This window comes from Enterobacter cloacae complex sp. HYC074_NIDB, from assembly GCF_056673345.1.
Genome location: NZ_CP114214.1, coordinates 132,516 through 144,584, shown reverse-complemented (window position 1 = coordinate 144,584; position 12,069 = coordinate 132,516). Strand labels below are relative to the sequence as shown.

At 55.5% G+C, this 12,069-nt stretch carries 13 protein-coding genes and 1 pseudogene; 5 read left to right on the top strand and 9 right to left on the bottom strand.

The genetic code is table 11. The features are described from left to right. The gene (locus O1724_RS00720; RefSeq protein ID WP_003860954.1) at window positions 1–525 is read right to left on the bottom strand and encodes a lipocalin family protein; all 525 of its coding nucleotides are present in this window, start codon (window positions 523–525) and stop codon (window positions 1–3) included. A 117-nt stretch (window positions 526–642) separates the two neighbouring features. Between O1724_RS00720 and O1724_RS00715 the strand changes: the two genes are divergently transcribed. From O1724_RS00715 to O1724_RS00695, 5 genes and pseudogenes are all read left to right on the top strand, one after another. Further along, the gene (locus O1724_RS00715) at window positions 643–1,368 is read left to right on the top strand and encodes a MerR family transcriptional regulator (protein ID WP_023323942.1); all 726 of its coding nucleotides are present in this window, start codon (window positions 643–645) and stop codon (window positions 1,366–1,368) included. A 99-nt stretch (window positions 1,369–1,467) separates the two neighbouring features. After that, on the top strand, window positions 1,468–1,878 hold the full coding sequence (uraH, locus tag O1724_RS00710; RefSeq protein WP_022650126.1) for a hydroxyisourate hydrolase: 411 nt from the start codon (window positions 1,468–1,470) through the stop codon (window positions 1,876–1,878). A 102-nt stretch (window positions 1,879–1,980) separates the two neighbouring features. Then, window positions 1,981–2,940 (top strand): YbgA family protein, encoded by a 960-nt coding sequence (locus tag O1724_RS00705; protein ID WP_126296878.1) that lies wholly within the window; start codon window positions 1,981–1,983, stop codon window positions 2,938–2,940. 146 nt (window positions 2,941–3,086) lie between these two features. Further along, window positions 3,087–4,175: an AAA family ATPase gene (locus tag O1724_RS00700; RefSeq protein ID WP_129318941.1), complete on the top strand. Its 1,089-nt coding sequence runs from the start codon at window positions 3,087–3,089 to the stop codon at window positions 4,173–4,175. A 175-nt stretch (window positions 4,176–4,350) separates the two neighbouring features. Continuing rightward, window positions 4,351–5,154 (top strand): annotated as a pseudogene (locus O1724_RS00695) (DUF4225 domain-containing protein). Here O1724_RS00695 and O1724_RS00690 read toward each other — a convergent pair. The 8 genes from O1724_RS00690 to O1724_RS00655 form a co-directional block, all read right to left on the bottom strand. Beyond that, complete coding sequence (locus O1724_RS00690; RefSeq protein ID WP_023315117.1) at window positions 5,132–5,461, bottom strand: hypothetical protein; 330 nt, start codon at window positions 5,459–5,461, stop codon at window positions 5,132–5,134. The pseudogene O1724_RS00695 and the gene O1724_RS00690 sit on opposite strands and share 23 nt — an antisense overlap. 123 nt (window positions 5,462–5,584) lie before the next feature. Next, window positions 5,585–6,571: a GlxA family transcriptional regulator gene (locus O1724_RS00685; protein ID WP_022650122.1), complete on the bottom strand. Its 987-nt coding sequence runs from the start codon at window positions 6,569–6,571 to the stop codon at window positions 5,585–5,587. Between the two features lie 25 nt (window positions 6,572–6,596). Further along, a complete protein-coding gene (locus O1724_RS00680) occupies window positions 6,597–7,376 on the bottom strand; it encodes an MBL fold metallo-hydrolase (protein ID WP_058648392.1) in 780 nt (259 codons plus the stop codon). A gap of 89 nt (window positions 7,377–7,465) precedes the next feature. Next, on the bottom strand, window positions 7,466–8,716 hold the full coding sequence (locus tag O1724_RS00675; protein ID WP_126296876.1) for an HlyD family secretion protein: 1,251 nt from the start codon (window positions 8,714–8,716) through the stop codon (window positions 7,466–7,468). A 6-nt stretch (window positions 8,717–8,722) separates the two neighbouring features. Beyond that, entirely contained in the window at window positions 8,723–9,472 is a 750-nt protein-coding gene (locus O1724_RS00670; RefSeq protein ID WP_045335996.1) for a hypothetical protein, read from the bottom strand. After that, window positions 9,469–11,565 carry a peptidase domain-containing ABC transporter gene (locus O1724_RS00665; protein WP_126296875.1) on the bottom strand — a complete coding sequence of 699 codons (2,097 nt, stop codon included), beginning with the start codon at window positions 11,563–11,565 and terminating at the stop codon, window positions 9,469–9,471. Before O1724_RS00665 ends, O1724_RS00670 begins: the two co-directional genes overlap by 4 nt. A gap of 67 nt (window positions 11,566–11,632) precedes the next feature. Beyond that, window positions 11,633–11,818: a hypothetical protein gene (locus tag O1724_RS00660; RefSeq protein ID WP_001196016.1), complete on the bottom strand. Its 186-nt coding sequence runs from the start codon at window positions 11,816–11,818 to the stop codon at window positions 11,633–11,635. 23 nt (window positions 11,819–11,841) lie between these two features. Continuing rightward, complete coding sequence (locus tag O1724_RS00655) at window positions 11,842–12,036, bottom strand: hypothetical protein (protein ID WP_022646586.1); 195 nt, start codon at window positions 12,034–12,036, stop codon at window positions 11,842–11,844. Window positions 12,037–12,069 lie beyond the last annotated feature (33 nt).

Here is a 12,069-nt window from a genome sequence, read left to right as displayed (position 1 = left end):
TTAGTGCTTCACCCACACCAGCTGATCGACCCGGAAGCCCAGACCGCGTGCGGTGTTCAGGTAGTCCTGTTTTACCGCATCCGGAATGGTCGGGGTGCGCGATAAAATCCACAGGTAGTCACGGTTCGGGCCGCTGACCAGCGCGTACTGGTACTTATCGTCCAGCTTGATCACGTTATATCCGCCGTAGAACGGGCCGAAGAACGATACCTTCAGCGCAGCCGTAGTCGGTTCGCCGGTAAAGTACGCCTTTCCTTCGCTCTCATTCCATTTGTTCTTCACCGGATCATAGCCGCGGTTCAGTACGCTGATACCGCCATCGCTGCGCTTGCCGTACGTCGCGGTGACCTGTTCCAGACCGCGCTCAAAGCGGTTTTCCAGTCGGGCGACTTCATACCATTTGCCGAGATAGCGGCTGGCATCAAAGCCGGTAATGGGCTGCACGCCTTTCGGCGGCGTGGGAGATTTACAGGCAACCAGAGTCAGCGCAATGGCGACACCGGTAACTACAGGCCATAGCCTCATGAGAACTCCTTTCATTTACGCGGTTGGAAGTTAAGTGTAGCGCACCCGTGCGGCGCTTCATCCCGTCGGAGAATATTCGTAGTATATTGAGACAACTCCTTCTCTTCGGATGCAGACATGGCTTACTCCATCGGCGAATTCGCCAGACTCAGCGGCATCACCGCCACCACGCTGCGGGCGTGGCAGCGACGCTATGGCTTGCTCAAACCCGAGCGTACGGACGGCGGTCACCGCCTGTACAGCGATGAGGACGTTCAGCAGGCGCTGAAAATCCTCGACTGGGTAAAAAAAGGCGTACCTATCGGTCAGGTTAAATCACTGCTGGAACGCCCTGTGCCGCGCCGCGCCAATAACTGGCAAACCCTGCAACAGGCCATGATGCAAAAGTTGCAGGAGGGGAAAATTGAATCCCTGCGTCAGATGATTTACGACGCCGGACGCGAATACCCAAGGCCAGAGCTGGTCACTAACGTGCTGCGTCCGTTGCGCAGCCAGATATCGGCCAACGTCGCCGCCGCCATGACGCTGCGTGAGATCCTCGACGGCATCCTCATCGCCTATACCTCGTTTTGCCTTGAGGGCGATAAAAAAGCGCCGGGCGATAACGTTCTCATCAGCGGCTGGTACCTCAACGACCCGTGTGAAATCTGGCTCGAAGCGTTAACGCGCACCGGCCAGGGCCACCGCATCGACATCCTGCCGGTTCCCCCTGCCGCGCTGGCCCCGGAAATTTTCCCGGATCGCAAATGGCTGCTGGTCACCAGCGGCAAACTCACCGCCGCGCGGAAAAAGCAGGTTGCGCAGTGGCAGCAGCAGGTTTCCCTTGAGGTAATTATCCTCTGATTATTTTCTGCTGTGGCAATCTTCACGAAAAGTTGAATATTTTTTCGCGCAGCGAGTGCTAACGTTTTCCTGTCACCGACAACTCAACAGGAAAACACGATGAAAAAGACACTCCCTCTGATGATGCTGGCTGCAATGGCTTTCGCGCCTGCCGCATTCAGCGCCCCGGCAGGCACCCTGAGCGTCCACGTTCTGGACCAGCAAACCGGTATGCCGCCAGCGGATGTGACCGTTACGCTGGAGAAGCAGGAGCAGGACAAGTGGACCCCGATTGCCAGCGGTAAAACCGACCACGACGGGCGCATTAAATCGCTTTATCCGCAGGATCAGGATATGGCACCTGGCGTGTATAAAGTGACCTTCAAAACCGCCGATTACTTCCACGGCAAAAAGCTGGACTCCTTCTTCCCGGAAGTGCCGGTGCTGTTCACCGTCACCCGCACCAATGAAAAACTGCACATCCCGCTTCTGCTCAGCCAGTACGGTTACTCAACCTACAAGGGCAGCTGATTGCTCTTGATTTTAAAGACGATTAAAAAATAATCCCGCCAATACTTGGACAAACTCGCATTGTTGTGTAACTTTTAGATATGAGATCGGGAGGTGCACACCATGACAACAAAACCTGTGCTGGGTATTAGCGGATGTTTGACCGGTTCCGCCGTTCGCTTTGACGGCGGGCATAAGCGTATGGGCTTTGTGATGGATGAGCTGGCGCAGTGGGTCGCTTTCCGCCCGGTATGCCCTGAAATGGCTATCGGCCTGCCCACGCCTCGTCCGGCGCTGCGCCTGGTGATGACCACCGGCGGCGAGACAGAAATGCGGTTCAGCAAAGCGCCCCACGATGACGTCACGCAGAAGATGGCCGCATTTACGGCAGATTATCTGCCGAAAATCGGCGATCTGTCGGGGTTTATCGTCTGTGCAAAATCCCCCAGCTGCGGCATGGAGCGCGTGCGGCTGTACGACGAAAACGGCAACCGGGGCCGCAAGGAGGGTGTCGGGCTGTTCACCGCCGCCCTCCTTGAAACTTTCCCCTGGCTGCCCGTCGAAGAAGACGGTCGCCTGCACGATCCGGTACTGCGGGAAAACTTTGTTGAGCGCGTTTTTGCCCTCCACGAACTGAACGTAATGCGTAAAAATGGCCTGACGCGCCGTGCTCTGCTGGACTTTCACAGCCGCTATAAGCTTCAGCTTCTGGCGCACCATCAGGCAGGCTACCGTGAAATTGGCCCGTTCGTGGCATCACTGCACGAGTGGGACGATCTGGACGCGTATTTCGTGGCCTATCGCGACAAACTGATGACCATCTTGAAAAAACCTGCTTCGCGGAAGAATCACACTAACGTGCTGATGCACATTCAGGGCTATTTCCGTAACCAGCTGAACAGCCGCCAGCGCGGAGAACTGCGTGATGTGATCCTGCATTACCGGGACGGACTGCTGCCGATCCTCGCGCCGCTGACGCTGCTTAAGCATTATCTGGCTGAATACCCTGACCGGTATCTGATGACGCAAAACTACTTTGATCCCTATCCTGATGATTTGGGTCTGCGTCTTGCCGTTACCTGATAAGAAAGAAGCGAAGGCCCCATTGACCCACAGAGGCCCAAAGCTGTACCCCGTTTAGACGACACCCTCACTGTCGTCTTTTTTTTGCGCTCAGCGTAAAATACTGTAATTCTGTACAGGTTAAGCGTGCACAGCGGAGTAACCCGATGATCAAAAATCTGTATATTCAAAACTACCGCTCAATTCGCGATATGTCGCTTGAGCTGGAACAGCTCAATATCGTGTTCGGCCCCAACGGCACCGGAAAATCCAATATTTATAAGGCGATTTACCTGATGCACAGCGCGGCGCAGGGGCAATTCTCCCAGGCGCTGGCAAACGAGGGGGGCATTTTGAAAGTGTTCTGGGCGGGCAAAACCCGCAGCGACCAGCTGCGGCGCATGAACCTGGCGGTGGAAACGGAAACCTATGAATATGAGCTTCAGGTCGGGTTTGTGGAAAAGCTGCCCTACCCCTCACAGTTTCAGCTCGATCCGGTGATCAAAGAGGAATCTATCTGGCTGAGCGGCCAGCACCGTCGTCCGTCGTCACAGCTGATGAAGCGTAAGAACCAGGCCGTATTCCTGAACAACGTACATCACGAAAAAGTGACCCACAGCGGTACGCTGTATGAGAACGAGTCAGTGTTCGGTCAGCTCGGTGAACCGCACCTCTACCCCGAAGTGTCGCAGATGCGTGAGTCCCTGCGTAACTGGCGCTTTTATCATGAGTTTTCCGTTTCATCCGGCTCGGCGATCCGCGCGCCGCAGGTGGGTTTCCGCTCCCCGGTGCTGGCCAGCGACGGCGCGAACCTGGCCGCCGCGTTTCAGACCATTGTCGAAATTGGCGACGAGCTGCTGCTGATGCGCATTCTCGACCAGGCCTTCCCCGGCTGCGTGTTTTACAGCGACAACACCGGCGGGCGCTTCCGCATGATGATGCAGCGCGAGGGGCTGAGCAGACCGCTGGAACCGGCAGAGTTCTCCGACGGCACGCTGCGTTTTTTATGCCTGGCGGTGGCGCTGTTAAGCCCGCGCCCTCCCGCATTTATCGCCCTCAACGAACCGGAAAACAGCCTGCATCCGCAGATGCTGCCCGCCCTGGCAAGCCTCATTGCCGAGGCCAGCCGCTATTCGCAGATCTGGCTCACCAGCCATTCGCCGGAGCTGGCGCATTTGATTGAGAAGCACCGATCGTTTTCGCTGTATCAGCTGTCGATGGCGGAGGGGGAGACACGGATGGAGCGGCTGGGGTAATGCACTTCTTTTATGCTGTCACCACTTTCAAGGTCGCCATCAACGACGAAGATGATTTCCGTCGGTATATACCTTCGGCGAATTCTGCGCTCGCGACAGATTATCCAATTTATTGTTGCCAGTTTCTGATGTCAGGATAATCTGTAAACGTTGGTTATCAGATGAGAAAATTAAAATGGATATTGTAATTTTCCCTGGTCAGAACGCCCGCGCATGGGCTGAAACAATGATAAATCTTGAAGCCCGCAAGCTCATCAATACTGCGAATATTGTCGGAGGGCAACATCTCAGCGACGGACTCGCACGGATTAAATTTATGGATGATATTCGGCAGTTTGTGATGCAACAATTTAGTGCTACCCGGGCAGCCAGAAGTGATGAGGAGTGCATGGAATGCCTGAAAAACATCCGGGCTGAGAACGAAAGTCTTCTTGAGCAAAGCAGAATGCTTCGCTCCCGTACAGCTCAGCTTTTTGCTCAGATTGAACTGGTTAAAGAAAATAACAAAGTCGTCGGTTACGTTATCTCATCGATTAAGGTTGTGCTTTCAGGGTTACAGATTGTTGCAGGTGTTGGTGCAATGATGACAATGAATCCAGTGGGTGCGCTTGCAGGAGCGATTCTGGTTATGGATGGTGCAAATGCCATTTCAAAAGAAATTAACAGAACGCTTCAACATCAACCAAACTCCGAAGGTATGCTGGCAGATGGCGTCATGGATATCGCTCAGTTTATGTGATTTAAACGTGAATCAGCACTTGTGGTATTCAATAGCGTAAGCCTGGCAGCAAGCGTCTATACGGTATTTTGCGCCATCCGGAAACCCGAATCATGGCGTCTGTTTCGTTATCTCCCGCTGGATTTCTACCGCAAAGTCGACGGAATGAATCGCGCAGCGCTCACTATGAAAATTGTCGGCTGGGGTGTCTCTGCAAAAGTCTCGTTTGATTTAATTTCTAATGCGTCTGGACAGAACTAATGTATTTCTTTCTGAAGCGCCAGGCTTTGTAGGTAATGATCGGGGGTTGAAAAAACCAGGCAATAATCAATACGATGAAAAGAGAAATGCCACCGGAAACAATATTATAATGTTCAGCGAAAAAAAGAAGCGCCAGGAAAATCAGGGCCACAGTCGCAGTAATACACAGAACCATGATAAATCGCTTACCTAACTCAAGCACTACCTCGAGCAGGGATGAACCATAACGGCTAATGTTTCGGTTCAGATACGCTAATTCTTTTACGGTGAAACCTGATTCAAGTAACTGCGTTTCAATATTGTTCATGCCACTACCTTTTCTTCTGGAAAGTAACGTGGATTATCTTAACCGGAAGAGAAGTGCTTGTAACCCGTCTGATGCATATCCATTGCCGCCAGCTTTAAAGGCAAAGAAGCCGCCCACGTCTTTTTATTCCATCGCGCCAGCATTATTTTTCGCTGCATACGGCTTAACGCGAAACGTCTTACGCCACTCCGCCGGACTGACACCAAAGCGCGCCTTAAACTGCTGCCGATACGTCACCGCTGATAAAAACCCCACCTGCTCAGCGACGCTTTCGATTGGCAGACTGCCGGACTCCAGCAGGATCTGGCTGCGCCGCAGGCGCTCGGCGGTAAGCCAGTCGGCAACGCTCATGCCCGTCGCCTTGATAAAATGGCGGGTCAGCGTGCGTCGGCTCATCGACACCACGTCCGCCAGCGAATCCAGGTTATGCGGCTCGGAAATGTGCTGCTGAAGGTAGTCAATGAGACAGTTAATCCGCCCGTCGCGGGTATCTTTCGGCACAGGTTGCGCAATAAACTGCGCCTGCCCGCCCTCGCGGTGCGGCGGGACGATCATCCGGCGGGCAATCTGATTGGCGACGACGCTGCCAAAGCGCTGGCGGATGATGTACAAACAGCAGTCGAGCGCGGCGGCGGTACCCGCCGAGGTGATCACATTGCCGTCATCCACGTAGAGGGCGTTGATGTCCAGTCGAACGTCCGGAAACAGCGTCTGAAACTGGTGTTCAAACTCCCAGTGGGTGGCGGCCCGTTTGCCGCTGAGTATGCCCGCATAGCCCAGTACAAACGATCCCAGACACAGCCCAACAATTTCCGCCCCGTTGTCTCTGGCCTGAACCAGGCTGTCGAGCAGCGTCTGAGGCGGGCGCTCCAGCACGTGCTGCCAGTAGGGTACAACCACAATTTCAGCCGATGCGATTGCAGAAAAATCCTGCGTCGCATGCAGGGCAAAACCGTCTTTCGAGGTCAGGAATCCCGGTTTTTCAGCGCAGATCGTAACGTTAAAGCGCTTTTCCCCGGATACCGTATCGCCAAACAGAATGCAGGGGACGGAGTAGTGGAACGGGCTAAACCCGTCCACCGCGACAATAGCAACGTTAACAAGCGGCATCTGTCTCTCCTTTCCCCTTTAACACTCAGAATATAACGGTTTCGCCGTCCTGAGGAATGCTCACCGCGTCACTTATCTCGTTGGCGTCAACATACTCGCGCAGCGCGCGGCGGGTCAGCAGGCAGTGGTTGATAGCTTCCATATGGGTCGCCACGATTTTCGCCTGCGGCAGCAGGAAATGCACGTTAAGCAGATCTTCTTCCCCCATGATAATCGGCCCAAACCCAATGACATGAGCGTAACCGGCGTTGAGCACGACGATATCCGGCTGGTGCTTTTGCAGATCGGCCGCCACCGCATCGCGCCAGATGGTATCCCCTGCGATATAAAGCGTCTTCTCATCGGGATGACGGAACACCACGCCGCAGGCTTCCCCCAGAAACTCTGCCAGCTCCGGCACGGCGTAAGCGCGGTCAGTACCGTGCTGGCCGCCGTGGGTTTTCACTATCCGGATATCGCCGTATGTTGTTTCCCCGGTCATGATCGTCAGGTTGGTAAATCCCTGGCTGCGCAGCAGCGCGGCATCGCTATCATTTTGCACGTAGATCGGCTTGCCTTTGGCGATCAGCTCAACGGCGTACTGATCCCAGTGATCGGCATGGGTATGGGTGACGATCACCGCGTCAGCATCCAGAAGCGTTTGAACGTCAACGGGAAGCTCGACCATCGGGTTGCGAATATCAGCCCGCGCCGTGCCGGGAAAACCCGGATAAGTGCTTTTTGGCGCCAGCATTGGGTCGATTAAAAAGCGTTTTCCCGCGTAAGTGATCAGTTGGGTGGCATTGCGAATTTGCGTAATGTTCATGGGCTATCCTCCGGTTGGTATGAGAAGGAGAATAGCCCCAGGGTGCCGTTAAGAATGTGGGCCAAAGGGCGATGATCGATGAAATCGGGTCAATCGATAAACCGCTTGCGCACCCTTTCCAGCGGGGCAATCAGCAGATTGATAAGCGGCTTACGATCGATAACGATATCGGCGTTCACCGTCATCCCGCCCATCAGCATGCGCTTTTTCTTGTCCGGGTCGGTAAACCAGGAGGGGACGCGCACTTTAGCCAGGTAGTAGTTCTGCCCTTCCTGGAGCGGGATCAGCGCCGAATGGGCATCAATGTTTACCTCATAGAAATCGGACAGCGTCGTCTCCACCGAACCGTATTTGTCCACGGGCCAGGAGTCGAAGCGCAGCTTAACCTTATCGCCTTTCGCCACGCGCCCCACCCCCGTTGCCGGAACATACAGGTACCCCTCCATCGTCGCCGCGGTATTTTTACGGATCACCACCACCACCTCGCTATTTTGCGTAATGGCCCGGCCAGGCGGGAAGTTAATCGCCACCACGTAACCATCGGAAGGGGCCAGCATCGCCATGGTGGAACTTCCCCGGCTGGACAGGTTGCGATCGATTTCGCTGATGCGGTTTTTCACATACAGCTGCTCTTCGCTCAGAGAGTCAATTTGCGACTGGGTGCTGTCGGTCAGGCTGGTTTTGCGTGCCTCAAGCTCAAGAATAGTGCTCTCCTCCAGCGTCAGGTTGAGCTGCGCATTGAGCACATCATTGTGGCTTTTATCGAGATCCACTCTGGAGACATAGCCCTTCCCGGAGACGGATTTCCACGCCTCGTAGGTGTCGGTGCTGTTTTTTAACAGCGCGCGCAGCTTCTTCACCTTATCGCGGGAAACGGCGATCTGCTTGTCGGTGAGAGCCAGCTGCTGCGCCAGATTTTTGCGATACGACGCAATCGAGTCCTCAATGGCCTGAATGCGCTGCTCGCTGCGCTTCTTCTCCGCTTCCATCTGCTGGCGGTCAAACTGCACCACCGAGCCCTGCTTGCCGCCATAGTCCTGCGACACGGTGAACAGCGGATCGTTTTCCTTCACGTACTGACCGGGCCGGACGGCAAAATCGACAAGGGTACCGGACTCTCTGGCGCGGACTTCCACATCGCCCTGCGCCGGGATCAACACCCCGCGTGCCAGCGTGGTTTCCGAAAAATTAAAGACAATCGCAAAGACCAGCAGGCAGAGAAAAAAGGCGATGAACAAGGTCAGCACGGCTTTCAGCCGTGGCGCGTTGATGTGATAGCTTTTTGAGAAGTGATGCGGGATCAGCGCCCGCCGCTGTCCGCTTCGGTTTTTTAATTTCACGATATGTCATCCATGATAAATCACTGAAAGATCATCCCATGCACTCCAGAGCGTGGGGGTTTTGCGCAGCGCGTTCAGCGTGTCGGCGGCGGCCTGACGGTAATCCTCCGGCGCATACGCCTGACTCTCCAGCCCAAACTCCGCCGCGTGCAGCGAACAGATCGGCAGCAGCGTTCGGACGCTGTAGCCATAGCGCGATAAAAACCGCGTTGAGACGTCCGTTAACCACGCCTTTTGATCCCCTGCCTGGGTGGAGAACAGCGGCGCATCCGGCAGGCGTTCGTCCATCAGCAGCACCGTCACCAGGCGGTGAGGGGCGAAAAACGAGCTGGCGCGTCGGCCTTCGTGCGCGGCCATCAGCTTATGCAGCGCAGGGTGACGGGTAATAAACTGAAAGCGCACATCGGCTGGCGCGCTGGCGAGCAGCGCATCCACGATCAGACCAAAGCCCGCCCAGCGCATGCCCAGTAGCAGGGTGCGAGATGAACTGTAAAATGCCTGCTCCCGCGTCCACTGCGCCACGTACCCGTGCAGATCAAAACGAACGTTGCGCGCCCAAAGCGCGGGCGGGAAGATCTGCTCCACGAAGTTAAACCCGCTCAGCTCATGCGCATTCTGATGCAGAAAATCAGCCGGAACATCGGCCTCCGGGCAGCGCATAAACTGGCTGTAGTTTTGCGTGATCCGGTTTGCCAGCAGCGTGCGCCCGGCCTGGCGCGCGCAGAGTCGCGCATAGAGACGCGGCAAAAGCATCATTGCTCACTCTCCCGCAGGGTGCCGTTTTCCATGGTATAGAGACGCCCCTGACAGCCCACCACGTCCGGCGAGTGGGTGACAAACACCAGGCCAATCCCCAGGCTACGCAGGTTCGCCAGCACTTTCTGCGCGGTCGTTTTATCCAGGTTCGCCGTCACTTCGTCACAGAGCAGAAGCTTAGGCTGGCTGTACAGGGCGCGCGCCAGAACCAGACGCTGCATCTCCCCGGCAGAGAAAAAGGTGTTCCCCGGCAGCATCTCCGTTTCGTAGCCGTGCGGCAGCCGGGCGACGACGTGGTCCACCTCCGCCAGCCGACACGCGGCAATGACCTGCTCTTTATCCGGTGCGCTGTCAAAGCAGGCGATGTTGTCCAGAATCGAGCCGGTGAAGAGAATATCGTCCGCATGGACGATGCGGATGTGCTGACGCAGCGAGGAAAGATCGCACTCCTCAATGGGGATCTTATTGATCCGCAGCGTGCCAGACGATGCCAGCAGCATGCCGGAGATCAGACGCAGCAGCGTGGTTTTTCCCGACCCGCTCTGGCCCACAATCGCCGCTTCTTCGCCCTGCTTCAGGGTCATGTTGATATGCTGTAGCGTGGCCTCCCGGCCAGGATAGGCAAATGAGACATCCTCAAATTGCAGACAGACCGGCGAGGTGACAATCCGCTTCCCAAACTGGCTGGTTTCAGAGGGGGCAAACAGCAGGTCGCCCACGCGATCCAGCGGCCCCTTGAGGGCATTTTTGTCCAGCAGCTTCTGCGCCACCTGCACCATGGCATCGGAAAAATAGCGCTTATAGCTGATATAGGCGTAAAGCATCCCGATGCTCATCTGCCCTTCCAGGATCAGCCACGCGCCAAAGCAGACCACCAGCAGTTGCTCGGCATTGATCACCAGCAGCGAAGCCACGTCAAAGCGGGCCAGTAGCCGCTCTTTACGCATCAGCCCGGCGATGTGCTCGCGCTGGGATTTGTCCATCACCGCATCCCGGGCCTGCTCCATGTTGTTCGCTTTGAGCGTTATGATCCCTTTCTGCGTCTCCACCAGCAGAGACTCATACTGGGCGGTGCGCTCGATGGAGTCATCCACCGCGCGTTGATAGGGGCCGATCAGCGAAAAGCGGATCAGAAAAAACACGCCCATCAGCAGCATTGTCAGCAGCGCAATTTTGACGTTATACAGCAGCATAAACAGCAGGCTGGTGACGGCGATCAGGCTGGAAAAGAGAATTTGCACGTAACCATTGCTAATGAACTCCGCGCAGGCGTGGAGCGATTTCTCAATAGCCAGCACGATGCCCGGCGGGCGCGAGCGGAACCAGCTGGTCTGGGTGCGCAGCATGTAGTGGCGCACGGACTGGCTTAAATCGTCATAGGCAATGTTACGCATCAGGATCTCAAGCAGCTGCTTGAGGAATTTACCGATGACTTCAAAGATAAAGACGATAGCGAAGATCGCGGTGAGCAGGATCACCAGATCGCTGTCGCTGCGGGAAATGGCCTCATCCATAATCAGCTGCACGTAGGTGGGGCTTGCCAGCATGGTGATGAGAGTAAAAATACAGAGCACAAACAGCAGCAGCTGGCGCTGGAACAGGCTCGGAGATTTATTGGCTAAACGGCCAAGCGTGAGCGTTTCATCCGGGGATTTCTTTTCGAAGCACGGCGTGGGCTTAAGCTCAAGCACATAGCCGGAAAAGAGTTTTTCCGCCTCTTTCAGACGGTAACGACGCACGCCGCTGGCCGGGTCGTGAACGGTCACGCTGCGGCTGTCGATCTTCACGATGACCACGAAATGGTTGCCGCGCCAGAAGGCGATGAGCGGCAGCTCAGACGTTTCTATTTCAGTGATTTCGCCTTTAAGCACCCGGCCAGACATATTTTTATCGCTGGCAAGGGTCATCAATTCCGCCATTGAGGTTCCCGCATCGGCGGAAACGGAAATCTCCCGGCGCAGCTGGCTGACGGAGACATGGTGGTCGTAGTGCCCCAACACCATCGCCAGGCAGGCCAGTCCACATTCGGTAAATTCATGCTGGCGAATAACAGGGGTCTTACCCTGTTTTTTATACTGAAAGAGCGAAAACATAATGATCCGTGGCTGAAATAAAAAAATGGCCCGGCAATGCGGGCCATGCGTACAACGTGCTTCTCGCTTAGGCGCTGAAGAAACCGCCGATGAAGCCGCCCACCAGGCCGAATACGCCGCCGATGGTGCCGCCCAGCGCGCCTAACATCTGGCTGCCCGCGTTATAGCCCGCGCTTGCGCCCTGAATAGCGGCAGCAAACGGATCCCAACCACCGATGATGGCCTGTGCTTTTTTGAAATCGATAACTTGCATGATACTTTTCCTGTTAACGTGAATTAGTTGTAGCTACCAACCAGCGCGCCCAGGAAGCCCATTGCGCCACCCAGAACTCCGCCAACCACACCGCCAACCATGCCCATGATGCTGGCGCCAGTGTCGTAACCCAGCTGTGCACCTTTAACCAGACCAGCGAACGGGTTTAACGCGCCGCCAATAATGTCTTTCGCTTCTACGAATGAAATCGCTTTCATTTTTATCTCCTGTAGTGATGGATCTTTAGCATG